The organism is Myxococcus sp. XM-1-1-1, assembly GCF_020037095.1.
GTDB classification, from domain to species: domain Bacteria; phylum Myxococcota; class Myxococcia; order Myxococcales; family Myxococcaceae; genus Myxococcus; species Myxococcus fulvus.
In genome coordinates this window covers 128,349-154,568 of record NZ_JAIQDH010000004.1, presented here as the reverse complement: position 1 = coordinate 154,568, position 26,220 = coordinate 128,349, and the positions used below count along the sequence as shown (strand labels likewise).

The following is a 26,220-nucleotide window of genomic DNA, read 5'->3' as shown; positions in this document are numbered from 1 at the left end:
GATGGTTAGCTGCCCTTCGACCACCCACCACCCGCCGAGGATCCCCATGCGCTTGTGTCTGTCTTTGTCGAGCCTCGCCTGCGCCCTCTTCCTGTCCCTCACGGGAACCGCCCACGCCCAGAGCGCCGCGCCCCCACCCCCGGAGACAGCAAAACCCGTCGAGCCGCCCCAGACCCCACAGGGCGCCGCGGCCCTGGCGTCCCCCTTCCCTCCCGCCTTCCCCGGCCAGACCAACGGCCCCGTCGTCGTTTCGCAGACGCGTTACAAAGTCACCACCATTGCAAGTGGCTTCAACTACCCCTGGGCCATCGCCTTCCTCCCGGACGGGCGGATGCTGGTGACGGAGAAGCCCACCGGGAAGCTCTACATCGTCACGCAGCAGGGCGCGAAGTCCGCGCCCGTGGCGGGCCTGCCGCCCGTGGACGGCCGGGGCCAGGGCGGGCTGATGGACGTGGAGGTGGGCCCCGACTACGCCCAGAGCCGCTACATCTACTGGAGCTATTACGAGCCGCGCGAGGCGGGCAACGGCCGGCCCACCGCGGGCAACGGCCTGGCCGTCGCGCGAGGCAAGCTGGTGGACGGCCCCCAGCCGCGCATCGAGGCCCTGCAAATCATCTTCCGAATGAAGCCCACGCTGGACTCGACGCTGCACGCGGGCGGGCGCATCGTGTTCCACCCGGACGGCACCCTGTTCGTCACGCTGGGCGAGCGCTCCATCCTCCCCGGCCGCGTCCAGGCCCGACAGCTCAACAGCCACTTCGGCAAGATCGTCCGCATCTTCCCCGACGGCACCGTCCCCTCGAACAACCCCTTCTACAACCAGGTCGGCGCCCGCTCGGAGATCTTCTCCCTGGGCCACCGCAACATCCTGGCCGCCGCGCTCGACTCACGCGGCCGGCTCTGGGAGGCGGAGATGGGCCCGTTGGGCGGCGACGAGCTCAACCTGGTGGAGCGCGGCAAGGACTACGGCTGGCCCACCATCGGCTACGGCACCGAGTACTCCGGAGCCCCCATCCACCAGTCCGGCCAGGGCCCGGGCATGGAGCAACCCGTTTACTTCTGGAACCCGGTGGTATCTCCATCCGGGATGACCATCTACTCGGGGAGCCTGTTCCCTGAGTGGCAGGGCAACATCTTCATCGGGGCGCTGTCGGGGCACGCGCTCATCCGGCTCGTCCTCCAGGATGACCGGGTGGTGGGCGAGGAGCGGCTCAAGCCCGCCAACAACGCGCGGGTGCGCGAGGTGGTCCAGGGCCCCGAGGGCGCGCTGTACCTGCTCACCGACGACCCGAACGGCCGCCTGCTCAAGATGACACCCCAATGAAGGTGCCGGACCCACGCGGACCAGCACTCCGAGTCCGCGTGGGGAGACGGGCCTGAAAAGGGGCGGACGGCCGGGCAACAAATGTGTTTCCAGTCGTGGCCCGAGGGCCCGGGAAGCGGACAAACCGGCTGATCCATTTGACTTTCAGGGCGGACGGAGAAACAGATGGGCGCATGACGCTCCCCCCCATCCTCCTGGCCCAGTCAGGGCATTCCGAGCTCGGCTGGCTCAGCAGCAAGCTGCTCGGCGTCACGCTCACGTCCGCCGAGTGGGTCCTCTGGATTCTCGTCGTCCTCTCGGTGCTCTCCATCGCCATCATGCTGGAGCGCGCGGTGTACTTCGCCCGCCACCGGCTGCCGGACTCGGAGGCGCTCGCGGTGCGGCTCGCGAAGGGCGACTTCGATGCGGGGCGCAAGGCCATCGAGGGCAAGACGGGCATGGAGGCCGCCGTCATTCGCGAGGCGCTCGCCGCCAGCGCGCAGGGCGCCGACACCGTGGAGCAGGTCATCGCCTCCACCGTCGCGCGCGAGCGTCCCCAGTACGAGCGCTTCCTGTCCTTCCTGGGCACGCTGGGCAACAACGCGCCGTTCATCGGTCTGTTCGGCACCGTGCTCGGCATCATCAAGGCGTTCAATGATTTGGGCGCCAGCAACGTGAAGGGCGCGGCCATCCAGCAGACCGTCATGGCCGGCATCTCCGAGGCGCTCGTCGCCACGGCGGTGGGCCTGGCCGTCGCGATTCCCGCCGTCGTCGCCTTCAACATCTTCAACCGTCAGTTGAAGACGGTCACCAGCCGCACCAACGCCCTGGGCCACGCGCTCGTCGGCAGCATGCGCGCCTCGGGTCGCACGCCGGACACGGCCGCCCGGGCCGCGGAGGTCCGCTAGGCCATGGCGGGCGGCGCGCAGGACAACGAAGAGGAGATCACCGGCATCAACGTCACGCCGCTGGTGGACGTGGTGCTGGTGCTGCTCATCATCTTCATGGTGACGGCGAACTTCATCGTCCGGGAGACGGTGGAGGTGGACCTGCCCCGCGCGGCCAACGGCGGCGAGACGGTGCAGGGCCTGGTCAACGTGGTGCTCGACAAGGAGGGCAAGCTCTACTTCGACGGCGCGCAGGTGACGGAGCCGGAGCTGACCACCAAGGTCGCGGAGGCGGTGGCCAAGGACAAGGACACGCGCGCCATCATCAGCGCCGACCAGACCATCGCCTACGGTCAGGTGATGCGCCTCATCGACACGGTGAAGGGCCAGGGCATCGCGAAGTTCGCCCTCAACATCGAGAAGGACGTGGCCCCCGCGGCCGCGCCCGCCACTCCCTGACGGCACGACCCAGCACATGAGCCAGGCGGTCCTCCAAGACAACTCCTTTCCCCGCCGCGAGCGCTCGCTCGTGTTCGTGGGCGCCTTCCTGCTCGTGTCGCTGGTGCTGCACGGCGTGGGCTTCTGGTACCTGAGCCACATGGCGGACCGGCCCCGGCCGGTGGTGCAGCGCCCCGTGGAGCTGGTCATGGTGGAGGTACAGAAGCCCCCTCCGCCGCCGCCTCCCGAGGAGAAGAAGGAGGAGCCCAAGCCGCCTCCGCCCAAGCCCAAGCCGGTCAAGCCGCCGCCCATCAAGGTCGCGGAGTCCAAGCCCCAGCCGCCCCCGCCCGAGCAGGCCCCGCCGCCGCCCAACGAGCCGCCGCCGCCCACGCCCCAGGCCAAGCCGCCGCCGCTCGTGGTGGGCATGACGATGTCGTCCACCACCAGCGCCGGCTCGTTCGCCGCGCCCGTGGGCAACACGTCCTACGGCAAGGTGGACAGCACCGCGAAGGACCCCAAGGACGTGAAGGGGTACTCGGCGCCCAAGTACACGCCCATCTACCAGGTGGACTCCGAGCCCACCGTGGCCTCCGAGGTGAAGGTCCCCTACCCGGAGGAGGCGCGCCGCGCCGGCATCGAGGGCACGGTGACGCTGTCCATCACCATCGACAACGAGGGCCGCGTCGTCTCCGCCAAGGTGCTCTCCGGCCCGGGCTACGGCCTCAACGAGGCGGCCCGCGACGCCATCAAGCGCTTCCGCTTCAAGCCCGCCATCAAGGGCGGTGAGGCGGTCTCCACGGAGATGAAGTACTCGTACACGTTCCTGCTGGACTGAAGGCGCCGGGGGCGCGCCGTCACTGCGAGCGCAGCGCCCGGCGCATGATGTCTCGCAGCGCGCGCAGGTCCTCGTCCGACAGCGCGGCGATGGGCTCGGGCGGCTCCGCCAGCCGCTCGAGCAGCCGCTCGCGCAGGGCCACGCCCGCCTCCGTCAGCACCAGCATCTTCACGCGCCGGTCCTGCTCGCTGCTGCGCCGCTCGACGAGGCCCCGCGCCTCCATGCGGTCCACCAGGCCCGTCACGTTCGACGCGTCACAGGACAGGTAGTTGGCCAGCGTGCTCATCGCCAGCGGGCCCTCGCCCAGCTGACGCACCACGTGCGCCTGCACCGGGGACAGCTCGAACTCCGCCGCCAGCGCGGGGAAGTTGCGCATGTGCGCGTGCATCAGCTCGAACAGCAGCGTCCACGCCTGCCTGGGCAGCCCCGCCTCCTCAGGGGCCTGCTGCCCGGCGTCCGGTGACCTGCCGCGTCGCTCCAGACTCTCGCTGCTTCCGCTCATGCCCCTCATGGTAATTCACCCCGCCCACCTAAACAATTGACTTCATCAACTATTGAGGGTTACTACATTCCGGAGCTTCCAAAATAGAACGACATGGCCTATGTGGGGCCGGACCCGGAACAGGACGGCGGAAGAAGCGATGCGGCGGCGGACGAACTTCATAAGAGCCGGTTCGGCACTTCGCGCTGAATTCCCACAGAGCATGACGCACCCGGGCAAGACGTCCGGGCGCGCGCACCCAAGACACAACCCGTAGCAAGTCCTTCGAGGACGCAAATGGGGCACACCGCGCCGGCGCGGGGCTCCACGAGGAGGCAGAGGCGGTTATGAGCTCACTTCTGGCGTTGACCCTGGCGGCCACCCTGGCCGCGGCACCGCCCCCCGTGCTGACACTGGAGGACGCGCTCAATCAGGCGCGCAAGGAGAACCTGGACCTGAAGGCGGCCCAGGCCCGGCTGCGGCAGGCGGACACGGCGTCGCGCAAGGCGTGGGCGGGCTACCTGCCCACCGTCACCGTGGGCGCGGCCATCATCCGCAACTCCAACGCGGCCATCATCCCCCCCGGCCCGCTGGGCCCCGAGCCGGTGGTCATCCAGCCCCTGGTGCAGCGCCAGTTCCAGGCGGAGGTGCGTCAGGCCATCATCGCCCCGCAGCTGTGGGCGGGCATCCAGGCCGCGTACAAGAGCGAGCGCGTCGCGGAGCTCAACGTGGAGCAGGCCCGGCGCGAAATCCTCTTCGGCGTGGCGCAGGCGTACTACGGCGCCGCGGCGCAGGCCCAGGCGGTGACGGTGCAGGAGCGGCTGGTGGAGCTCAACGGCGCCCGCGCCAAGGACACGAAGATCCGCTTCGACGCCGGCACGGTGACGCGCGTGGCGCTCTTGCGCGCCGAGCAGGACCTGTCGCGCGCCGAGCAGGACCTCATCCGCGCGAAGAACGCGCTGGCGTCCGCGAAGCTGGTGCTGGCGACGCTCCTGGCGTTGGACAGCCCGGACTTCGAGGTGGCGCCTCCTCCCGAGCCGCAGGTGCCGGTGAAGACGGAGGCGGAGGTGCTGGTGCAGAAGTCGCTGGAGCAGCGCGCGGACGTGGCCGCGGCCCGTGAGACGACGGAGCTGGCGCGCATCAACAAGCGCGGCGTGTGGTTCAGCTACCTGCCCACGCTGGGCGTCACCGGTCAGTTCCGCGTGGCGAACGCGGCGGGCTTCCAGGGCCGCTCGGACGTGTGGCTCATCACCTTCGGCGCCAACTGGACGCTGTGGGATGGCGGGCTTCGCGAGGCGAACCTCTCCGAGGCTTCCGCCCGCATCGCCGAGTCGCTGGCCACGCAGCGCAAGGCGGAGCTGACGGCGCGGCAGGAAGTGAAGACGGCGCAGCTGGACCTGGAGAGCGCGCTGGCCAACCGCCTCAAGGCGGAGCAGACGGTGGAGCTGGCGCGTGAGGGCCAGCGGCTGACGGACGTCTCCTTCAAGGCGGGCGTCGCCACGTACCTGGAGGTCGCGGACGCGAACACGGCGCTGACGCAGGCGGAGATTGGCCTGGTGGCCGAGCGGCTCCAGGCCTCCGTCGCGGCGCTGAAGCTGTTGCGCTCGGTGGGTGCGTTCGAGGCGCGCAGCCTCGACTCGGACCTGAAGGACGAGAGCGCCGCGCCGCCCGTGGTGCAGCCGCTGCCCGGCGACGCCACCCAGTTGCAGCAGCAGACCGCGCCGCAGGACGCGCCGGTGCAGACGGAGCAGCCGGCACCCGAGCAGCAGTAGGCTTCGAGCGCCATCCGGTGGCCTGGACGCTCGACGCCAGGCACCGGGGCGACCGCTTCCCGGGGCGGGTGGGCGGGGCTCTTGTGGGAGCCCACCACCGGCCCCACCCTCGGAGAGAAGTCGAAGCACCCTTTTCACCGAGGAGGTCAACATGGCGGAAGGAACGTGGGGCACCTGCAAGGGTTGTCGCTACTTCGCCAGCGACAAGCCCAACCCCAGTGACAACGAGACGCAGCGCTGCATGCAGGCGAGTCTGCGGAAGTTCGACCTGAAGGTCTCCGGCGCGAGCGGTTGCAACGCGTACGAGGCCCGGGTCGGGGTTGGCTCGCAGCCGCAACAGGAACCCGCTCAACCGGCGCACTGACGCCCGTCCAGCGGGAATCCGTCGAGCCTTCGTGGAGCACATGACTCCACGAAGCAAGACGGCCCCGGGAAGCCCTACCGCGTCGAGCCCTCGCGCCTTGCGTGCGCGGATGCAGGCACCGCGGCTCCACCCCACCTCAGGATGAAGGCGCGTCACCCACGCGGGGACGGTCCGGCTCGCAGACGCAGTCCACGCAGCCGTGGGTGCAGCACGTCCCGCACAGCTCGATGAGCCTGCGGCCCAGGGCCTGCCGGGCGCGGTGCAGGCGCACGGCGGCGTTGTTGGCGGTGAGCCCCTCTTCCCCCGCGAAGGCGGAGACGGGCGTGCCCTCCAGGTCCACGCGGCGGATGGCCTGGGCGTACTCGGGCTTGAGGGTGTCGGCGAGCCCCGCCACGCACGCGCACACGGTGGACTCGAGCGCGGCGGTGTCCTCGGTGGAGCGAGGCGCCTCGGCCTCCTCGAGGGCCAGGGCCTGGGACTCGCGCCGCGCGCGGCGGTGGCGGTCCACCAGCACGTTGCGCAGGAGGCGGTAGAACCAGGCCACCGCGCTCTCCTCGTCGCGCAGGGCCTCGCCCTTCTCCAGGCCCTTCACCAGGGCGAGCTGGAGGACCTCCTCGGCCTCCTCGGGGCTGCCGACACGCGGGGCCAGGAAGGCGAGGAAGCGCCTTCGCTGGGCCACGAGGGTTTCGAGGACGCGTTCATCCAGGCTCATGCGCCCTTCAGCCTACCGCCTCGCGCGCGGGCACCTCGTCCTCGGTGACGGCGCGGGGTTGACGGAAATAGATGCGCTCCATCAGCCGGCGCTGGTGGACGAGCGGCTTGTCGTAGCGGTCCAGCCGCATGCCCTTGTGGCTGTAGGGCGTGTCCGCGACGGTGGGGATGAAGCGCGCGTCGTCGACGATCTCCCAGCGGGTGAGCTCGCGCGCCACCTTCGCCGCCACCGGCAGGAAGGGGGTGAGCCACGGGTGCACGCAGCGCAGGAAGGAGAAGACATGCAGGCGCGTGCGCCTGGCCGTCTCCGGCACGAAGAAGATGTTGGCGCGGGTGATGAACGGCCGCTTCTCCCCCGTGGGCGACACCCAGCTCACGACGTACTCGCTCTGCACGGGGTCGAAGCGCGTCAGCCAGTCATTGTGGAAGAAGTCGCCGTCGCGCACGCCGAGCAGCTTCATCAGGAGCGCGGGGCGCTGGGGGGCGCGGTAATGGACCTCCGTGTGGTCGTCGTGGTTCTTCGCGTCGAACTCGACCTGGCCCGCGTGCGGGTCGTCCCAGCCCAGGCGGGTGTGCACGTAGGGCGTGTGCTCGTCCTCGCTGAAGTTGTCGAGCGAGACGTGCAGCGGCGCCTCGAAGGGCACCGAGAAGCTGCCGCCGAAGACGTAGCCGTCGTTCAGGGGCAGCTCGGGCAGGGCCGAGCGCGGCGTCTCCCGGTGGGCCAGCCACAGGTAGCCGTGGTGCTCCACGACCTGGAAGCTCTTCACGTCGCAGTGCTTGAGCTCGGGTTGGCTGGGATTGGAGCCCCGGCCCTGCGAGTCGAAGCGCCAGCCGTGGTACGGGCACTGGAGCCGGCCGTCCGGGCGCACCTTGCCCTTGGACAGGGGCGCGAAGCGGTGGGGACACGTGTCCGCCAGCGCCGCGGGGCTCCCCTTCTCGTCCCGGAACAGCGCGTAGGCGCGACCGGCCACCTCCACGCGCACGGGCTCTCGGCGAAGGGACTCGGAAGGGAGCACGGGATGGAAGTGACGAAGGACGTCGGGCAGTGGCTCCATACTTTCCAAGTATAGCGGGCCACTCAGGACAGGGGAGGAAGGCGCTCCAGCAGTCTTTTCAGGTCTGGCTGGAGCTCATCCGGCGTTTCACGGGCGAGCTCCTCCACGGGGTGAGTGCCCCAGGTGACACCGTAGGTGCGCAGGCCGGCGGCCTTGCCGGCGCGGAGGTCCAGGGAGGTGTCCCCGACCATCCACAGGCCCTGCGTGCCGAGCGCGGCGAGGGCGCGGTGGAGGACGTCCGGCGCGGGCTTGTGGGGGAAGTCGTCGGTGCCCTGGACGTGGTGGAGGACGTCACCCAGGCCCATGGCGTCGACGAAGCGGCGGGCCATGGGGCTCTTCTTGGTGGTGGCGACGGCCAGCAGGTAGCCGCGCTCGCGCAGGGTGTGGAGGAGCTCGAGGACGCCGGGGTACGGGCGGGAGTTCTTGTGGAAGTTCAGCGGGTAGTGCTCGCGGTAGGAGGCGCACAGCGCGGGCACGTGCTGGGGCGCGAACTCCGCGTACATGATGTCGAGCGGCAGGCCGATGAGGGCGCGCACCTGCGCGTAGGTGGGTGCCTGGAGGCCATTCGCGGGGAAGGCGTACAGGAAGCTGTCGATGATGTCCGGCAGCGAGTCCACCAACGTGCCGTCGAGGTCGAAGAGGATTCCACGGGAGTCAGCGCGGCTCATGCGCTCCTGCATACGTGGTTCGGGGGTTGGGGGCACGTGTTTGGAGCCGTGGGGGATGGGCACCCGAGCCTGTGAGCGCACAGGTGCCCGGAGAGGGGCCGTCACCCTCGCGCCGGGTCACGCGAGGGTGGCGGGGTGATGCGGCCTACGGCGTGTAGAGGGCCGCGGTGTTGAGGAAGGTCGTACTCGAGGAGCCGAAGATGAAGCCGCCCTCCACGAGCACCTTGCCTGAGGACAACAGGATGGGGCGTCCCCCGCCGCGAGCGCCCGGCATGCTCACGGTGTAGCGGGTGGTCCCTGTCGCGGGGTCGAACAGCTCGCCCGTGGCGGAGATCGCGTCCGTCCCGCCCGTGTGCAGCAGTTGTCCGGAGGGCAGCATGAGCAGGAACGACCAGCTCCGGCCATGCATCCAGGAGCCGACGGTCCGCTGCAGATTGAGTGCGGGGTCATACTCCAACAAGGTGGTGCCGCCGTGCAGCAGCACGCGCCCCGAGGGCAATAGGAAGGCGCGCGTCCAATTCGTTCCCGTCAGCCCCGTGGCGGGGGCCCACGTGTCGGTCGCCACGTCGTAGAGTTCGGCCACGCCGCCAGCGCCGGCCACCAGCACCTTGCCCGAGGGCAACTGGAGCGCGACGTGGCCCAGACGACTCGCGGCGCTCATGCTCGCCACGGGCGTCCAGGCGTTCGTCTCCGGGTCATAGAGTTCCGGGATGCGACCTCCACCGCTGGCCGAATTCGCCCCACCAATGACGAGCACCTTGCCGGATGCGAGCAGCGTCGCGGTGTGCGTCTCCCGAGCGAACGTCATCGAGGGCCCTGCAGACCAGGTATTCGTCTGGGGGTCATACACATCCACCTCTTGCGTCTCACTCCCCGCGCTCACGGTCGTAATCCCGCCAATCGCCAGGACCTTGCCCGAAGGCAGCAACGTCAGCGTGTGGTTGATGCGCCCTCGGCGCATGTTACCTGCCGCGGTCCACGTCCCAGTGTCCGGCGAGTAGAGCTCGGCCGAGGCGAAGGTCGACGTGTTGCTGTAGCCTCCCGCCACCAGCACCTTGCCGGATGGCAGCAGGACCGACTCATGGCGGGCGCGTGCCACCTGCAAGCTCCCCGTCGCATCCCACTTCGCGGCGGAGCCGCTGCCACAGTTCGTCCCGTTCACCACGCTCACGTTGAACGTGTGTGACGCGGAGAAGCCGCGAGCATTCGTGACGGTGGCCGTCACGGTCGGCGCGCTGCCCTGCGCGACACAGGCCGGCGCCGTCCATCGCACCTCGCTGGACGTGAAGCCGCTCGTCGCCGTGCCCAGCGTGCCGACGCTCGCCGCCCAGCCGAAGCCGAGCGCCCCGCCATCTCCATCCTCCGCCAGCACCCGCAGCGTCACCGACTCACCGCCCGCCACCGTGGTCGCGGACTGGTACGCCTGCACGATGCGCGGAGGGATGCTCGGACCGGTGCCAGGGCCCACGCAGATGCGCAGCGTGCCCTGCGTCCGTCCACCGTGCGCGTCCGACACGCTGACGTTGAGCGCGCAGTTGCCACACGGGTCACCGGCCGGCACGGCGCTCGGCGTGAAGGTCGCGGCGGCGGACGTCGCCTGCGTCCACGCACCCGCGCACGTCGTGGACCACTGGTAGCTCAGCGCATCCCCATCCGCGTCCACCGCGTCCACGGTGACAGTGGTCCCCTGCCCCACCGGCACCGGAGAACGGGTGACAGTGATTCCGCGCACCGTGGGCGCCATGTTGAAGGACACCGTCACGTTCGCGCTGCCCATCCCCGCCCCGCCATCCGTCGACAGCGTCCGCACGTCGATGCGCAGGCTCGTCGCCGCGCCACGCGAGTCCGTCACCGTGAGCGTCAGCGCGAACTCACCCGCCACCTGCGGCGCGGTCCACGTGGTGGTCGCCGTGCCCGTCGTGGTGAAGGAACCACCCGTCGCGCTCCACGCGTACGAAATCGTGTCCTGGGTGTCCTTGTCGTGCGCCGTGGCGCGAAGGACGATACTCCCACCCGGCATCACCACGCTCGCCGACGCGATGAGCGAGTCGATGCACGGCACCGTGTTCTCGAACGGGGTACCACTGGAGAGCGACTGGAGTGTGATTGCCACCACCGCCGTCTCGCCCGCGACGATGGTGACACCCTCCGCCACGCCGCGATAGCGCAGCGCGCCCTGCGAATCGAACGCCTCCGCCGTGAAGGTCCGCGCGCTGCCCACGGGCACCTGGTGGAACGTGCCGCGCCACGCCCCGGACTCCTGCGTCAACACCACCGTCGACGCGGGCACGCCCGTGGCCGTCAGCGTCACCGTGACGCGGGTGACGTCCTCTCCCGCGAGCGCGTCGGACACCGCGCTCATGAACTCCACGGAGCCCGTCTGCTCCTGCTCAACGGAGGAGCCACAGCCCCAGACGGTGAACACCATCGCGATGACCCAACACAACTGACTCCAGCGCTGCCTGGCTTGCATCCTCATTCGGGCGTTCCTTTCCAGCACGAGCAGGAAACGGCCTCGCCCTCCGACGAAGGAGGTGGATGCAAGGTGAGCGGAGGGTCGCGGGCCGTGGGGAAACGCTCACACGCGCCTTGAGGGAACCAGCGCGTGCGAGCCCGCGAAGTAGACCATTCCCTCGCGCCCGGGAAACACCCTCACTTCAAACAAACAATGGATGTCAGCCCAGACCCTCGCGTGACAAGGATGGACCCATGGGAGCGGACGACCTCGCCCTGGAGTCGCCCTGACCCGAACGAGTGGCCAGCACGCCCATCGGGGCGTCGCTCACAGCGCCTCTTTCACGGGCCACTCGGAGGTCACCTTCCACAACTGTGCCGAGTCATTGCAGGTCGTCTTGGAGAGGACGGAGATGTTGTTCTCCTTGCTGTCATTGAGGATGCCCAGGGACTGCGCATCACCCTGCGCCTGGGTGGTCAGCCGATAGATGCCGTTGGGCTCCGGAATCAACTTCCACCGCTGCTCCGGAACATCCGCGGTCTTGACGAGCAGGGGGCGATTGTCGGCGGTGCTGGCCAGGGACAGGTCGGCCCCACGCCACTGGGTCGTCAACCGGTAGTAGCCGTTGGCCTCCGGCGTCACCTTCCACTTCTGACCCGTGAGCTCCGCCGACCTGGCGAGGATGGGCACGTTGTCGTCCTTGCCATCCCCGAGGATGTCCAGCGACATGCCCTCGCCCTGCCACAGGGTCGTCAGCCGGTAGTAGCAACGCGCATCGAAGTCGGCGGACGGAGGTGGCGTGGCGGGAGGCGTGGCCGTGGTCGTGGGCATCTGCCACATCCGCTCGAGCAGCATGAGCATGCCCGGGTCGTGACTGGCCAGCTCTTCACGCGTGAATGGGAAGTAGTCGTTGCGGCCGAAGAACGCCTCCGAGGTCTCCGAGAAGTACTCCCAGTCGTCGAGGATGGCATACGCACGCTCGAACGTGATGGGCTTGTCGGACGCACGCCGACGCTCCACGCATTCGTAGTTCTTGCTTGCCACCGCGCGCGCATAGGCGGCCCGGATGTCGGCGTGCTGGTGGAGCACCTGGTCGTAATAGGCGTGGGCGAGCTCGTGGAGCACGAAGAGCGGCATCCGCCTGGTTTCCTTCTCGAAGATGAGGACGTTCGAGAACTCGATGCCCTTCAGCATCGCCATGTTGCGACCGGGCTGGCCCAGCCAGACCCTGCCAGCATGGTACCGGGCCGCATCCGGCGCGTCGGGATAGGGCGGCGACAGCCACAGCGTCACCTTGCGGAGCTGCGCCACGGGCCCCGCGGGGATGAGCCGGACGACCTCCTTGAGCTGCGCCCCCAGGAGCACCAGGGCCTTGTCCGTCAGGGGCTTGTTCGCCGCTGACAGCAGGCGGTCATCGATGCGAACCGTCCAGCCCTCGATGGCCCGGGTCCGGTAGCTGGGAGCGGGGCTTGCCGCGGAGGCGACGCAGGCGAACGTCAGGGCAACCAGGAGGAGCCATCTTGGAGAGTGCACGCCTCATCCTACGCCAGGCGTGGCGGGCAATCCCAACCCACCACGCCGGCGATGGAAGCGTGAGCTACTGACAGGCGATTCCCGGCAGGCCCCGGTACGCGCCCTGTGAGGTCCAACGCGTGTATGGAGTGCCGCAGGAACCCGCGTACGGGTCATCCGTGCCGTAGCCCGGCACCCAGTATTCGAAGTGCAGGTGCGGCCCCGTGGAGGCCCCGGAAGAGCCCACCCGTGCAATCCAGTAGGCGCAGTCGAGCGACGTGCCCCGGGCGAACTGCTGCGTATAGGCCTTCAGGTGCCAGTACCAGGTCTGGGTGTTGTCCGGGTGCCGCATGATGATGTAGTTGGCCGTGTAGAGGCCACAGGCGGCGTAGGGGTTGGACTGGTTCCAGTAGTTGCACCGGTCGTAATACCCATCCACGTTGGACTCGATGTAGCCCCGCGCGGCATTCATCGCCCAGACGCCGTAGTCCATCTTGCTGAACCCGCCGACCAGCGCGTAGTCCGTGCCCGTGTGGCCGCTGTAGCGCACACCCCCACAGGCGTAGTCCCGACCGCCGTAATCCTTGTACGCGCTCACGGTACAGCCGCCGTTGCCGCACTGGTCCGCGAGCTGCGACGCGGGGAAGCGGAACATCGTCTGCGCGGAGGCCAGGGCTGGAAGGACACACAGCGCCAGCATGAGCAGTTGCCGAATCGCGAGACTCATTTCTCACCGCCCAGGTCCGCGGAGGCCTCGCCCGTCCGCACGTTCAGCTTCCAGAACTCGCCGCCACCCGCGTTGTAGCGGAGCACGTCGTCGCTCAACCACGTCATGTGATGACTGGAGACGGGCGGTGGCACGAAGCCCTTGGGCGGGCCGCCATACAGCATCGTGCTGTCCATCCCGAGGTTGGTGAGCTGCCTGGGCGCCGCGCCGTCCACGTCCGTCACGTAGAACGATGCGACGGTGGTGCGGCCGGAGACGAAGACCACGGTCCGTCCATCCGGAGAGATGCTGGGCGTCGCGTCCACGCCGGGCCCATCCGCCAGCACCTTCACGCGGCCCTTCAGGTCGATGAGGCCCACGGAGGTCTCGTGCTTGGGCCCACGGGACATCGCCAGTGTGGCCACCAGGGCGTCGCCCTTCGCCGTGGGGAACAGGTCCCCGCCCACGCCTTGCGCCAGCAGACGCTCGCGGCCGTTGGCGTCGCGCAGGTGCAGATTGCCCTCGCCATCCAGCAGCGCCACCTCGGGGCCTACCGTGCGGGCCTCGCGGTACTTGAACTCACGGCCCACCACGCGCACCGCGCCCGTGGTTTCGTCGTACTGGACGATGGCCAGCAGCGGCAGCTCGTCCGTGCCCAGGGCGTCGGCGGGAATCTCCGCGACGACGCCGGCCAGCATTCCCTTGCCCTGCCCGAAGAGGTGGACGAACCGGGCCTTGGGTCCGAACTCCTTCGCGACGGCGGGTACGAGGTGCTCACGCGCCTTCGTCACGCGGCGCAGGTCCGTCGGATTCATGCGGTCCGCCGCGGCGGCGCTGGTCGCAGCCAGCGTCAGCACGGTGAGTGCCAGGAATTGTCTTCTCATGTCGCTCCAGGGGTGAGGGGAAACCCATTCGGTGATGTGTGACGAATGGGTTTTCTTGCCGCTCAGGAACGAGTTGCCTGGAAATCAATAATTACTTGCCCGCGCAAAATTGAAGACTGCGTGTATTCACGGCGACAGAAGAAAATGGGAGGCCGATTGAAGATGGCGGGATGCTGTCCATTTGTCGTCACACACCGTGAGGCACCAGCGCGGCTTGGATGAGCACACGGGCTCGCTCGCGAATCCGAGACGAGAGGAGTTCTTCCGCCGCGACATCGAGCGAGCGATAGGCAAGCGGGAACGCCAGCTCCAGGTCCACGCGCACGTCGAGGACCACTTCGTCGAGCAGGGCGTCGACGTGGTCGCGTCCACACTTGGAGATGGCGCTGGCGATTCGCGCGGGGTTGACCAATCGCGCGGACCAGTCCACGAGCGTCTCCACCGAGAGGGCCTGATTCGGACTCCATGCCTCGCTCTCGTCGAAGCGGCCCTCGCTGAACTCGTCGATCTTTCGCTTGACGGAGGCACGCGCGCTCGGGGAGGCGCGCAGTTCGCTCTTGATGACCAGCCCCTCCGCCACGTTGTCGACGAGCGTCGGCAACCCCAACAGGCCGGGGACCCGCGTCGGAAACCGAGTGGGGACGCTGTCCATGTCGCCGCGGGTTCCCCTGCGAAGCACGGGAGGCGTCATGAGCCCCGCGTCCCTCGCCGCGGCCTCCAGCTCCGGGTGGGCCAGCAAGACGCCCTCGTCTTCATCATCTCGCGCGAGCAGGACGTCGAACGGAGACCAGCGAAGGTCTGGCGCATACCAGATGCCCGTCTGCACGGCGGACAGGCCCGGCACGGGTGGCACCTGGGGATGCGGATAGTGCCCGCCGAAGAGCTCTCCGTAGAAGTACAACGTGCTGGTGGCCGCCCCCAGCGCCTGGGCCATCTGCTCGGCGGCGTGGCCCAGCTGTGCTCGGCCGAGCTGCCATCCGAAGAAGGACTCCTCCTCGGTCAGCCACGCCTTGCGTTTGCCGAACCACGCCTGTCCCTCACGCACGGCGATGACGAGCTGCGCGCCATGGACCTTCTCCAGTGCGATCCACGGGCCGCCGGGACTGGGGACCGACTTCGGCTCGCCCGCCGCGGGCATCTTCGCGTAGGTCCGGAAGGGAGGTGGCTGTGCCATGCGCGGGAGAATGCCTGAAGTGGCCGCGCGGCGCTGTCCCCGCTCGGACGCGGTTGGCCCTCCTTGACCCGCGACAGCCCGGCCTGATTGAACGGACGTGACCATGCGACTCCGCGCCTGCGCCGCACTTCTGCTGCTACTCTCGGCCTGCGCGACGACAGAGTCGAACACACGAGGCTCAGCGGCCCAAGACTCCAGGGTCGCCAACCTCCAGAGAGCGGCGACTCTGCCGTGGGTGGATGACGGGCGCTGTGTGGTGCGGGAGGCCTCCAACGAATGGGCCGTGCTGGTGGAGCGGTGCTTCCATTCGCTCGACCATGACCGGCTCGAGTTTCGTGATGTCACGGGACGATGCTCGGTCGCCTCCGCGGGAGCCGCCGCACTTGGCTTGGGCGTCTGCGTTCTGATTGCGCCCGAAATCATCGTCGGGGCCGTGATTGTCGCAGGTGCGGTCGTGGTGGCAGCCGCCATCAGCGAGGAGTTGGCTGCGTATCGGCGGGCATCCCGTGCGAGCGCGCGGCCAGAGGTCCAGACGCAGCCCCTCAAGAAGCCTGCGGCAAACCGAAAGCCCGAACCATCAGGACAGGATTGGTTTCCTCCAGGGCCGACCGAGCCAGTGGCGAGTGAGCGCCGCCCGGACTGCAAGCCCGTCCCGGTGCCGCACGCGGGCGAGGATGCCGCCCATGACGAGTGCGCCGATAAGTTTCCGCCCAACCGATATCCTGGAATGGACGTGCTGGTGGGTGGCAAGCGCTTCGATGCGCTTCAAGTCGGTGCGCGTGTCCTATGGGAAATCAAGACCTACCAGTTCGACACGTACAGTGACTTCCTCCGGGAACGGGTCATCGAAGACCAGATAAGAGAGTTCAAGGATGCGCGGAGTATCGCACGGACTTGTGGCTATGACTTCGTCATTGGCGTCAGCACCGTTACGCACAAAGCTGAACTGAAGATGGCAGACGACACCTTTGACATTGTCGTGACGGGGTGCACGCGATGAGCACTCGAAACCGCCTCATTCTGAACCTCTATGCATCTGCGCTCAGTGAGAACGATGGCCGTCCGCTCGCTGCCGTCCACGGCTTGGAGCGGGCGTTCCCCGGCCTGAGCATGACGTGGCAGGTTTCAAATAAAGGTCAGCTCATCGCGATACCCAAGCGCGACGCATGGCTCGCCGAGGCAGCCGCACGCGGAGAGTTTCCTCTTGTTTGCAACGGGGACGAGCGCTACCCGGTGACGGTTGTAGGGCGGCAACAACTCGCCAGTGAGAGTCCAGGAGGCCAGCCCCAGCTTCAGGTTCATGCGAAGCTACCGCAGGACACGGTCGCTCTCGCGGCAGCTGCGGATGTGTTGGAGCAAGTGGCAGAGGGCATCCGGGCGCTGTGGGGCCTCGTGGCACCGGGGGCCATCATGGAGGTCATCGCGGACCAGACCGGCCCGAAGAGATACGGCCCCAGCAAGCCGCCACTCGGACTGCCCGCGTTGAAGATGCCATGGGACATCCATTCACCTGAGACGCCACGTCACCTCGGGTGGCTGAACTATTGGTCCTCCGCCGCCGCACAGGCCATCGGGTTCCCGGACCCCGCCCGTGACGCGGAGCTGCTCTCACGGGCTCGACGCACGGCGACAGGGGGCTGGGTCGTACAGCTCACGGAGGCGCCGCTCGACCTGGACGACCCCGCTCATCTGGACGCGCTCCAGCGCGCCTATGCGCGCTTCCCGGAAATCGGTGGCCGCGCGGCGTCTTGACTCCTCGGCTCCGGGTGCCCGCACGTTCATCACGAGGAACCGGCGCTTGCGGGCCCCTCCGCCGAAACAAACAATGGATGTCAACCCAGGCCCTCTCCATGACAAGGATTGGGTCGTGGCATCTGATTACCGCAGCCACGGTGCTACAGTCTTCCGCAACCCGAGGTCTACAGGGGGAGGACCCGACATGAGACTCGACATCTTCTCGGAGATGCAGCACCCGAAGGAGCGGTGGACTGGCGCGGACCACGAGCATCAAATCATCCGTGAGACGCTGGAGCAGGCTCGGCTCGCGGACGAGATGGGCTACGGCGTCTGGTGGCAGGTGGAGCACCACACCGCGGTGGAGTTCAGCTACAGCTCCGCACCCGAGGTCATGCTCACCGCCATCGCGATGGGCACCCAGAACATCCATGTGGGCCACTCGGCGGCGCTCGCGCCCGCGCGCTTCAACCACCCCATCCGCATCGCCGAGCGCTCCGCGTTCCTCGACCACCTGAGCGGCGGCCGCTTCCAGCTCGGCATGGCCCGCAGCACCATCCCCGAGTGGCGCGTCTTCAACATCGAGCCCGACGCCACCCGCTCGCAGATGCAGCAGGCCTTCCAGATGATTCCGAAGCTGTGGACCCAGGAGAAGTTCTCCTGGGACTCACCCGACTTCCGCGTCAAGGACATCAACGTCATCCCCAAGCCCTTCCGCAAGCCGCACCCGCCGCTGTGGCAGGCGTGCTCCAGCCCCGCGTCCTTCGAACAGGCCGGACGCAACGGCGTCGGCGCGCTCGGCGTGACGCTGTGGGCCTCCCCCGAAGAAGTCGCGGAGATGATCCACCTCTACCGCGAAGCGCTGCGGACCCGCTGTGAGCCCGTCGGCGACTTCGTGAACGACCAGGTGGCCTTCTTCACCTTCGTGCACTGCGCTGACACCGAGCGCGAGGCGATGCAGAACGGCGCCGCGAAGGCCGCCGCCTGGTACACCAGCGGCTCCTTCACGTTCTTCGAGGCCAAGGACCACTTCGTCAAATCCGCCGCGGAGCTGGAAGCGCTCGCCAAGGACCCCGCTGGCGGCGGGCTCACGGGCCAGTACCTGCGACGCAAGGACCCCAACGCACCCCAGTCCCAGGCCCAGCGCATCCTCGGCCGCATCATGTCCGGCGAGGCCGTGCCCGATGAGCAGGTCTGGGAGGTGCTGAGCGCCCAGGACTCGCTCATCGTCGGGACGAAGGACCAGGTGCGCCAGGGCCTCAAGCGCTACGAGGCCCTGGGCATCGACGCGCTGATGTCCTTCCACCAGGTGGGCGCCCTCTCCCACGAGGCCGTGCTCAAGAGCATCCGCCTCACCGGCGAGCTCATCCCCGAGTTCAAGACGCCCGCGCCTCCCTGAGCCCCCTGGCGGAGGGCTCCGAGGACCGTTCGTCGCTCCTGGAGTCCTCCGTCCCGGCGCCTCGCTCGCCAGGGCGCACAACTCCCACCTCGCCCCGCTTCCCCAGGGCGCCATCGTGCGCACCTTGGGGACGGTCTCGTGCGGAAGGGGATGGGGATGAGGGTCGGCCAGCGAACACTGGGATGGGGCCTTGCCTGCGCCATGTGGGCCACGACGCCCGCATGGGCGGCAGAGCCCCCGAGTGCCCGGGAGCAGGGCAGCCAGGAGAGCGTCGCGAAGGCCTCCTCCCCGCGTCCCCGCCGCTTCACCCGCGAGTGGTACGTGAGCCCCTCGGGCAACGACATGGCCGCGGGGACGAAGCGCGCCCCGTTCCGGACCATCGGCCGCGCGGTGCGCACCGCGGGTCCTGGCGAGGTCATCCGCGTCCAGGCAGGCGAGTACGAGGAAGGGGTCTTCATCGATGGCCCCGCCGTGAAGGCCGGCAAGCCGAACGCCCCCATCACGCTGCTGGGCGAGGGCAAGCCCCGCATCATTCCGACGGCGCGCGGCGGCACGCTGGTGCAGGTGCGAAAGCCCCACTGGGTCATCGAGGGCTTCGAGATCGACGTGCGCGGGCAGCCGCGCTTCGCCGTCCTCTTCGAGGGCGACACCACCGGCGCGGTGCTCACCGGCTGCCACATCCACCACGGCACGCTGGGCGCCGGCGTCGCGACGCACGGTGGCGCGCGCGACGTGCTCATCGAGAACAACCACATCCACGATTTCCGCCGGGCGCCCAAGGGCGACTCGCACGGCGTGGTCATCCAGGCCACGTCGCGGAACATCACCGTGCGCGGCAATGACATCCACGGGAACTCGGGCGACTCGGTGCAGTGCCTGCTGCCGGACCGCAAGGGTCAGGCGCCCGCGCGCAACGTGGTCATCGAGGGCAACCAACTCCACGACAACGACGAGAACGCCGTGGACATCAAGACGTGCCACGACGTCGTCATCCGTGACAACACGATGTACGGCTTCCGCAAGTCCCCCACGTCGGCGGGCGAGGCCGTCGTCGTCCACTTCTCCGCGCGGAACGTGCGCATCGAGGGCAACCGCATCTCCGACGCGGGACGCGGCATCGCGGTGGGCGGCTCGCGCGAGGGGAACCAGCCCAGCCCCGCCAACGTCGTGGTGCGCGGCAACACCATCAAGGGCATCACCCAGAGCGGCGGCAGCGACGGCGCGGGCATCCGCGTGGAGAACTCGCGCGACGTGACGGTGGTGGGCAACACCATCTCCGACACGGAGGGCTTCGGGATGATGCTCGGGCTGGGCTCCAACGGCGCGCCCAGCGAGAACCTCACCGTGCGCGGCAACTCCATCCAGGGTCGGCACCTGGTGCGACTGGGCAAGCACCGCCCCGGCCTGAAGATGGACGGCAACCAGTACGCCGCCGAGGGCACCTTCAAGGCCGACCCCGAGGAGACCCGCAGCCTCGCGCAGTGGCGCCGCGTGTCGGGCGTGGACCAGAAGTCCACCCCACTCCAGTAGGAGCCCACCCGTTCGACTGTCCCGAGCGAGCCTGGACTCGGCGAGACCGAGCCCGGCATCTCTCGCCTGAAGGCCGCTCACCGGCGCGCCCCTTCCGCTTGCAGCGACGTGCAGCGCAGGAAGGGACTCGGCCCTCGGGGCGTCTTCTCGCGGAGAGGCTCTTGCAGCTCGCGCCAACGCACGGAGCAGGACGGACTCGACGCACGCGGCTTCAGCTCGCCTGACACTCACTCACCAGCGCCCCTTCCGCGCAGGCCGCCGCGCAAGGAGCCACGCCCCCTCCCCGCTTCAATCCACAGAAGCGGGAAGGGGCTCGACGCTCGCTCAGGGCGTCTCGTCGGACGGCACTTCCCCCGTGAGCACGCAGATGAGCGCGACGGGGTCGCACTTCACCGGGAACACGGGATTGATACCCGAGCCACGCAGGCGGCCCGCCTCGAAGTCCGGGTACGGGTCGCACTTCACGTCGTCCGGCTTGCCCGCGGTGGCGCAGCTCACCACCGGCCAGATGCCCTTGGCCTGATACGTCGCCGTGCACCCGTTCTCCGAGTAGCGCAGGTCCGCCTTGAACTGCGTCCCCGGAATGCCCGGCGTGTTGTAGATGCGCAGGTTGGACCACTCGTACGCGAAGCTCTGCGCGGGCAGCGTGTCCGTCGCCGGCACCTCCAGACGCGTCGTCGACAACTGCGGCACGTCGCAGAAATTGTCCGCCCCCGGCCCCTCGCTGGCCAACGGCCCCACCGAGTACGGCGTGTGCGACGCATCCAGGTCCGGCCGGTCCTTGAAGTCCACCAGCAGCTTCCCCATCCGCGCGCTGCGCAGCGCCACCGTGTCCGGCGCCTTGGGGTCCTGGCTGAAGTACTTCTGCATCCCCACCGCCTCCGGCGCCAACCGCGCGCACTGCAGGTCGGGGTTCTGTCCCGGCAGCAGCGTGTACACCGTGGCGAACGAGCCGATGGAACCATCCGTCACGGCCCGGGCCACCACACACTGCGCCTCCGGGTCCTCCACCCCACAGCCCGCGAGCACCAGCGCCGCCAGCGCGCTCCATCCCATTCCACGAATCATTGGCAGATGTCCTTTCATGGCGAGCGCCTAGAAGGTCAGCTTCGCGCCCAGCCGCACGGAGCGCGGCGCCTGGTAGGCCGTGGGACGCTTGAAGTTGGGGTTGATGTCCGCGGGGACGATGGGCAGGTTCGTCGCCGTCGAGATGACCTTGCAGTCCGGGTTGTTGGCGACGAGGCACGCCGACAGGTCCGCGGGCTTGCCCCCCTGCTCGATGGCGTAGACCCGCGTATTCGTCAGCGTCTGGTCCACCGCCGTGTACTGCTGGAAGTTGAAGACGTTGAACACGTCCAGCGACATGCTCAGCACGTAGTCGCCACTCAGCTTCTGGTTCACGCTCACGCGGGTATCGATGTTGTGCACCCACGGCAGCCGACCCGCGCTGCCTCGCGGCAGGATGAACGTCTCCGAGCCGCTGCGCCGAGGATGCGCGCCCAGGTAGTTGAGCGGCGTGCCCGAGCGGCTCCGATAGCCACCACCCACGTTCAGGCTCGTCGTGCGCGTCAGGTTGAACTCCCGCGCACCGAACGCCTTGAACGAGTGCGTGCGGTCCCCGGGCAGCGGACCGTCGCGGTTGGTGGTCAGCGACACCAGGTCGAAGTCGCGCGTGAGGTTGGGCGACAACTGGCCGGTGTCCGCGCGGAACAGACCCGAGTAGTTGCCGCGCAGCTTGGACCACGTGTAGCTGGCCTGGGCCAGCCAGCCGTCGGTGAACGCCTTCTGGTAGTACAGGTTCACCGCGTCGTAGTGGCGCTTCGCCTCGGGGAAGTCCGTCGAGAACCCCTTGCCCGGGTTGCCCAGGAAGAAGGTGTTGCCGTCATCGCGGCTCATGTCCTCGATGACGTCGTTGAGCACGCGCCGCGTGTACGTCAGGCCGAAGCGGCCGAGCAGCACCTCGTACTCACCACCCACCATGATTTCGTCCGCGGACTGCGCGCGGATGTTCGGGTCCACCGGCACGCGGTCTCCACCCTGCGCGTCCCAGCGCTGGTTCGGCCCCTCCCGGCTGCCGATGGTCTGACGGTTGCCCGGCGCCATGCAGCCCGTGAGCCGTGACTCCCGGTCGCTCGGCATGCAGTTCTCCGCACCGTACGTGGCGGACAGGAGCTGCTGCTGCGGGAAGGACAGGTCCGCCAAATCCAACGGCACGTTCTCGAAGAAGCGCGCGAAGTTGACGAACAGCTTCGAGCGGCCCTGCTGGGTGAAGTCGTAGATGAGCCCCACGCGCGGCGACCACTGGTTGGGCAGGTGCAGGCCCACCTTGTCGTCCAGCCCCCGGATGGTCTGCACGTCGTAGCGCAGGCCCGCGTTGAGCGTCACCTTGTCCAGGATGGACCAACTGTCCTGGATGAAGCCGCCCATCGTCACCGACGTGGACGTGCCCTCCTTGCTCGCCAGGAACACCGGCTGGTCCGGCCCCTCGAGATAGCCGTACTGGTTGAGCGTGAAGAAGCAGCGGCCGTTGGCGCACTCCTGCCAGGGGGCGCCGCCCGTGCGCGCGCGGTGGTTGTAGAAGCTCATCCGCTCCGCGTCGAAGCCCGCCTTGATGATGTGGTGGCCGAGTGCCTGGACCAGGAGGGTGCCCATCACCTTGCCCTGGAAGCGGTCCAGTTCCTGCTCGCTGATGGTGCCAGGCCCCCCGGTGGAGTAGGTCCTGACGGGACAGTAGAGCCGCTGTTCCTCCGGCGTGGTGCCACAGACAGACGGGTCCGGCAGCGTCTCGAAGTCGGTGATGGAGCGCGGGCCGGGATTGCTCGTACGGCGCCAGGAGACGTTCGGCTCCGCGGCCAGGCCCGTGGGGGACAAGAGGCCCGAGCCATCCGACGGCAGGATGCTGTCCGCCTGGTGGTGCCAACCGGCCGTCGCGTCGACCAGGAGCGTCTTGCCGAAGAAGGACGAGGACTGCTTGGCGACGATGTCCATCACGCCGTTGCTGCGCCGCGTGGCGATGGATTCGTAGGACCCCTGCACGAAGCCGGTGCAGGCAAGGCCCGTGCACACCTCCGGGTCACCGTCATCGCTATAGGAGAACTTGCCCGCGCCTCCCGAGGACCGCGGCGTGCCGAACACCGACACCGACAAGTTGTGGTCCGGATTGAAGAGGTACGTCAGCTTGGTCATGTACTGGAGCGAGCGCTCGTCCGCGAAGCGCGTGGTGCGAGTGCCCTCGATGGGCGTCACCAGCCCGAAGCCCGTCTCCGGGTCCTTGTCGCGATCGTTCGGTCCGCCGCAGCTCGGATTGTCGGGACCACAGTACTCCAGCCGGCTGAGCTGCCGGTCCACGCGGATGCGATTGAACGACGGCGCCACGCCCGCGTAGAACCAGAGCCTGTCCTTGAGGATGGGGCCGCCGAAATCGAAGCCGAAGTCGCCCTGGTTCCAGGGCTGGCCTTGCGCGGAGATGACGGAGCCCTCCTGTCGCACCCAGGGGCCGTCGCGTTGCAGCGCCCCCGGCGCCATGTTCGCGAACACCGAGCCGTGGAACTCGTTGGAGCCCGACTTGGTGACGACGTTGAGCACGCCGCCCGTGGAGCGGCCGTACTCGGGCATGTAGCCGCCGGTGATGACGTTGACCTCCTGGACGAACTCCACCGACAGCGGCGTGCCCAGCGTGCCCACGCCCGGGTCGTTCACCGACAGGCCATCCACCACGTACTGGCTCTCCGGGGAGCTGCTGCCGCTGACGCTCACGCCGTAGCGGTCCTCCACCGCGCCGGGCGCCAGCTCCGCCAGCGACTCGAACGAGCGCGACGCGGAGCCCTTGCTGCCCGGCCGGATGACGGCCACGTTGCGCAGGAAGTCCGCGTCCACGCTCATGCCCTGCGTGCTCGAGCCCACGTCCAGCGTGGGCGCCGCGCTGATGGAGATCTCCTCGCCGAACGCCGAGGGCAACAACTGGATGTTCACCCGGATGGTCCGGTCCAACCGCAGCACGATGTCCGGACGCACGAAGGGCTCGAAGCCCTCGCGCTCCACGCGCAGCGTGTACGTGCCCGGCGGCAGCTGCGGGATGCGATACAGGCCGCTCGCATCCGAGACCACCACCCGCTCACCCTGCAGCTTCGGCGAGGTGGCCGTCACCACCGCGTCCCCCAGCGCCTTCTTGTCCTCCGCGCTGGTGATGGTGCCGGTGATGACCGAGACGCCTTGAGCGAACGCTCCGGCGCCACAGAGCAGGACCGCGAGACACACCCCGCGGGCGAGACCCACACGTATGGACAAAGCTGACTCCCTCCCTTTGATTCCGGAGGGCACTCTGTCTCAAGACGCGAGAAAGCAACAATCCCCAATCAACCAGGACAGCGCGTCAAGGCGCGTCACCCGGACGGGAGGGAACAGGCCGCAGTCCCCTGCTCCAGGGAGCGGTCGAAGGCCAGGCGCAGGAAGGCGTCCAGCGGGGCGCGCCCCTTCTCCACGCGGCTGCGCAGCACGGCGCCTTCCCACGCGCCGAGCATGAAGGTGGCGAGCATTTCCGGCGCGACGTCCGGGGCCACCTCGCCCGAGGCCTGGGCCTCGCGCAGGACGTTCTCGAGGTGGGAGGACCACTCGGTGAAGGAGGCGGCGACGCGCTCGCGGATGAGGGGGCTGTGGTCGGCCAGCTCCGCGGCGAAGTTGGCCAACAGGCAGCCGCACTCGAAGCGGCCCTCGACCAGCCGCTCCACCTGCTGGGCGAAGTAGTCGCGCAGCCGTCGCAGCGGCGTGCGCCCGGGGTCCTGGAGCAGCGACAAATCCTGCGTGCTCGCGCGCATGTACTGGTCCACCACCGCCGCGCCCAGCGCCTCCTTGCTGTCGAAGTGGTTGTAGAAGGACCCCTTCGGCACGCCCGCCGCGTCGGTGATGTCCTGGACGCCGCAGCCGTTGAAGCCCTGCGTGCGCAGCGTCTCCAGACCGGCGGCGAGCAGCCTGTCGCGAACACTGGCTCTCGGCATCGGCCCCTTTTACGGCCCCGCGTCCCGGGTCGTCAAAAAGGGCCCCCTGGTTCCACCAACCCCATGATTCCAGGGCAGTTTTTACTCAATATGACCAGTCGTCTTGATGGACAATAGGACGGCCGCTAGCTTGGTGGGCGACGGGGACCTGGGTGGGCGAGGAGGAGCGCCGCCCGGGTCCTCCCGAGGGAGTGAGGCCATGCGCAGGACGAGCACGTCGGACCGGATTCGGGTGGGCATCATCGGGGCGAGCCCCCAGTGGGGCTGGGCGACGTATGCGCACCTGCCCGCGTTGCAGACGCTGCCGCGCTTCCACGTCACGGCGGTGAGCACCACGCGGCAAGAGAGCGCGGACGAGACGGCGCGCCGCTTCGACGTGCCGCACGCCTTCGCCAGCGCGGAGCCGCTGGTGACGCATCCGGAGGTGGACCTGGTGGTGGTGTCGGTGCGGGCAGCCGAGCACGCGAAGCTGGTGCGCGCCGCGCTCGCCGCGAAGAAGCACGTGTTCTGCGAGTGGCCCCTGGGCGCGTCGCTGGCGGAGACGACGGAGCTGGAGGCGCTGGCCCGGCGGGCGGGGGTGCGCACCGTCATCGGATTGCAGCGGCGGCTGGCGCCCGGGGTGCGCTACCTGAAGGACCTGCTCCAGGAGGGGTACCTGGGGCGGCTGCGCTCGGTGTCGCTGCAGGTCACCACGTCGATGCTCGGACACCGGCGGCCCAAGGCCTACGGCTACACGGCGGACGCCACGCAGGGCGCCAACACGCTGGCCACCATCACCGCGCACTTCCTGGACACGGTGCTGTCCGCGGTGGGGGACCTGCGGAGCGCGTCCGCGCTCGTGGCCCGGCAGTTGGAGCAGACGACGTTGATTGAGACGGGCGAGGTCATCCCCGTCACCGCGCCGGACCAGGTGCTGGTGAGCGGAACGCTGGCGAGCGGCGCGCTGCTGTCCGCGCACATCGAGGCGGGCAAGCGCAACGGCGGCGTCATCGGCGCCACCTTCACCGGCACGGAGGGAGACCTGTACCTGTCACACGGCCTGAAGGTGTCCGGCGCGCGGGGCGACGACCAGCCGCTCCAGCCGCTGCCGACGCCGGAGCATTACGTCTGGGGGCCACAGGGCTCGCTCACGGATGACGCGTACCAGACGGGCCAGCTCTACACGGCCTTCGCCCGGGACTGGGACGAGGGCACGTCGCTGGCGCCCGACTTCGCGTATGCGCTGAAGCTGCATCGGGTACTGGACACCTTCGCGGAGTCCTCGGCGTCGGGACAGCGTCGGACGTTGTAGGCGGGCCACCCTCCTGGCGGGAGAGCG

At 68.8% G+C, this 26,220-nt stretch carries 23 protein-coding genes; 11 read left to right on the top strand and 12 right to left on the bottom strand.

What is annotated here, in order from left to right:
- Positions 1 to 46 precede the first annotated feature (46 nt).
- The 4 genes from K8640_RS11130 (at position 47) to K8640_RS11115 (ending at position 3,463) form a co-directional block, all read left to right on the top strand.
- Complete coding sequence (locus K8640_RS11130) at positions 47 to 1,324, top strand: PQQ-dependent sugar dehydrogenase (protein ID WP_223747026.1); 1,278 nt, start codon at positions 47 to 49, stop codon at positions 1,322 to 1,324.
- Between the two features lie 173 nt (positions 1,325 to 1,497).
- Positions 1,498 to 2,211 carry a MotA/TolQ/ExbB proton channel family protein gene (locus tag K8640_RS11125; protein ID WP_046716312.1) on the top strand — a complete coding sequence of 238 codons (714 nt, stop codon included), beginning with the start codon at positions 1,498 to 1,500 and terminating at the stop codon, positions 2,209 to 2,211.
- A gap of 3 nt (positions 2,212 to 2,214) precedes the next feature.
- Positions 2,215 to 2,649 (top strand): biopolymer transporter ExbD, encoded by a 435-nt coding sequence (locus tag K8640_RS11120; RefSeq protein ID WP_141333310.1) that lies wholly within the window; start codon positions 2,215 to 2,217, stop codon positions 2,647 to 2,649.
- A gap of 16 nt (positions 2,650 to 2,665) precedes the next feature.
- Complete coding sequence (locus K8640_RS11115; RefSeq protein WP_223747025.1) at positions 2,666 to 3,463, top strand: energy transducer TonB; 798 nt, start codon at positions 2,666 to 2,668, stop codon at positions 3,461 to 3,463.
- Positions 3,464 to 3,482: 19 nt separating this feature from the next.
- On the opposite strand, the gene K8640_RS11110 is transcribed toward K8640_RS11115, so the two are convergent.
- Positions 3,483 to 3,974: a MarR family winged helix-turn-helix transcriptional regulator gene (locus K8640_RS11110; RefSeq protein WP_223747024.1), complete on the bottom strand. Its 492-nt coding sequence runs from the start codon at positions 3,972 to 3,974 to the stop codon at positions 3,483 to 3,485.
- Between the two features lie 317 nt (positions 3,975 to 4,291).
- Between K8640_RS11110 and K8640_RS11105 the strand changes: the two genes are divergently transcribed.
- The gene (locus tag K8640_RS11105; protein WP_223747023.1) at positions 4,292 to 5,716 is read left to right on the top strand and encodes a TolC family protein; all 1,425 of its coding nucleotides are present in this window, start codon (positions 4,292 to 4,294) and stop codon (positions 5,714 to 5,716) included.
- Positions 5,717 to 5,867: 151 nt separating this feature from the next.
- Positions 5,868 to 6,080 (top strand): hypothetical protein, encoded by a 213-nt coding sequence (locus tag K8640_RS11100; protein WP_223747022.1) that lies wholly within the window; start codon positions 5,868 to 5,870, stop codon positions 6,078 to 6,080.
- 136 nt (positions 6,081 to 6,216) lie between these two features.
- Here K8640_RS11100 and K8640_RS11095 read toward each other — a convergent pair whose 3' ends face one another.
- The 8 genes from K8640_RS11095 to K8640_RS11060 all read right to left on the bottom strand — a co-directional run bounded on the left by K8640_RS11095 (position 6,217) and on the right by K8640_RS11060 (position 15,245).
- A complete protein-coding gene (locus K8640_RS11095; protein ID WP_223747021.1) occupies positions 6,217 to 6,792 on the bottom strand; it encodes an RNA polymerase sigma factor in 576 nt (191 codons plus the stop codon).
- 7 nt (positions 6,793 to 6,799) lie between these two features.
- Positions 6,800 to 7,846, bottom strand: a complete 1,047-nt coding sequence (locus K8640_RS11090) for a Rieske 2Fe-2S domain-containing protein (protein ID WP_223747020.1) — start codon at positions 7,844 to 7,846, stop codon at positions 6,800 to 6,802.
- A 23-nt stretch (positions 7,847 to 7,869) separates the two neighbouring features.
- A complete protein-coding gene (locus tag K8640_RS11085; RefSeq protein ID WP_223747019.1) occupies positions 7,870 to 8,514 on the bottom strand; it encodes an HAD family hydrolase in 645 nt (214 codons plus the stop codon).
- A 145-nt stretch (positions 8,515 to 8,659) separates the two neighbouring features.
- On the bottom strand, positions 8,660 to 10,993 hold the full coding sequence (locus K8640_RS11080) for a kelch motif-containing protein (protein ID WP_223747018.1): 2,334 nt from the start codon (positions 10,991 to 10,993) through the stop codon (positions 8,660 to 8,662).
- 303 nt (positions 10,994 to 11,296) lie between these two features.
- Complete coding sequence (locus tag K8640_RS11075; protein WP_223747017.1) at positions 11,297 to 12,502, bottom strand: RICIN domain-containing protein; 1,206 nt, start codon at positions 12,500 to 12,502, stop codon at positions 11,297 to 11,299.
- Positions 12,503 to 12,566: 64 nt separating this feature from the next.
- Entirely contained in the window at positions 12,567 to 13,208 is a 642-nt protein-coding gene (locus K8640_RS11070; RefSeq protein WP_223747016.1) for a M23 family metallopeptidase, read from the bottom strand.
- Entirely contained in the window at positions 13,205 to 14,071 is an 867-nt protein-coding gene (locus K8640_RS11065; RefSeq protein ID WP_223747015.1) for a hypothetical protein, read from the bottom strand. Before K8640_RS11065 ends, K8640_RS11070 begins: the two co-directional genes overlap by 4 nt.
- Before the next feature lie 187 nt (positions 14,072 to 14,258).
- On the bottom strand, positions 14,259 to 15,245 hold the full coding sequence (locus K8640_RS11060) for an RNA ligase family protein (protein WP_223747014.1): 987 nt from the start codon (positions 15,243 to 15,245) through the stop codon (positions 14,259 to 14,261).
- Between the two features lie 103 nt (positions 15,246 to 15,348).
- Between K8640_RS11060 and K8640_RS11055 the strand changes: the two genes are divergently transcribed.
- The 4 genes from K8640_RS11055 (at position 15,349) to K8640_RS11040 (ending at position 19,908) form a co-directional block, all read left to right on the top strand.
- Positions 15,349 to 16,245 (top strand): DUF6310 domain-containing protein, encoded by an 897-nt coding sequence (locus tag K8640_RS11055; protein WP_223747013.1) that lies wholly within the window; start codon positions 15,349 to 15,351, stop codon positions 16,243 to 16,245.
- Positions 16,242 to 16,997, top strand: a complete 756-nt coding sequence (locus K8640_RS11050) for a DUF5953 family protein (RefSeq protein WP_223747012.1) — start codon at positions 16,242 to 16,244, stop codon at positions 16,995 to 16,997. Before K8640_RS11055 ends, K8640_RS11050 begins: the two co-directional genes overlap by 4 nt.
- Positions 16,998 to 17,184: 187 nt before the next feature.
- Positions 17,185 to 18,378: an LLM class flavin-dependent oxidoreductase gene (locus K8640_RS11045; protein ID WP_223747011.1), complete on the top strand. Its 1,194-nt coding sequence runs from the start codon at positions 17,185 to 17,187 to the stop codon at positions 18,376 to 18,378.
- Between the two features lie 201 nt (positions 18,379 to 18,579).
- Complete coding sequence (locus tag K8640_RS11040) at positions 18,580 to 19,908, top strand: nitrous oxide reductase family maturation protein NosD (RefSeq protein WP_223747010.1); 1,329 nt, start codon at positions 18,580 to 18,582, stop codon at positions 19,906 to 19,908.
- Between the two features lie 324 nt (positions 19,909 to 20,232).
- Here K8640_RS11040 and K8640_RS11035 read toward each other — a convergent pair whose 3' ends face one another.
- The 3 genes from K8640_RS11035 to K8640_RS11025 all read right to left on the bottom strand — a co-directional run bounded on the left by K8640_RS11035 (position 20,233) and on the right by K8640_RS11025 (position 24,902).
- On the bottom strand, positions 20,233 to 20,976 hold the full coding sequence (locus K8640_RS11035; protein WP_223747009.1) for a hypothetical protein: 744 nt from the start codon (positions 20,974 to 20,976) through the stop codon (positions 20,233 to 20,235).
- A gap of 27 nt (positions 20,977 to 21,003) precedes the next feature.
- Positions 21,004 to 24,165: a TonB-dependent receptor gene (locus K8640_RS11030; protein ID WP_223747008.1), complete on the bottom strand. Its 3,162-nt coding sequence runs from the start codon at positions 24,163 to 24,165 to the stop codon at positions 21,004 to 21,006.
- A gap of 125 nt (positions 24,166 to 24,290) precedes the next feature.
- The gene (locus tag K8640_RS11025; RefSeq protein WP_223747007.1) at positions 24,291 to 24,902 is read right to left on the bottom strand and encodes a TetR/AcrR family transcriptional regulator; all 612 of its coding nucleotides are present in this window, start codon (positions 24,900 to 24,902) and stop codon (positions 24,291 to 24,293) included.
- Positions 24,903 to 25,101: 199 nt separating this feature from the next.
- Here K8640_RS11025 and K8640_RS11020 point away from each other — a divergent pair, with 199 nt between their 5' ends.
- The gene (locus tag K8640_RS11020; protein WP_223747006.1) at positions 25,102 to 26,193 is read left to right on the top strand and encodes a Gfo/Idh/MocA family protein; all 1,092 of its coding nucleotides are present in this window, start codon (positions 25,102 to 25,104) and stop codon (positions 26,191 to 26,193) included.
- The last annotated feature ends 27 nt before the right edge of the window (positions 26,194 to 26,220 follow it).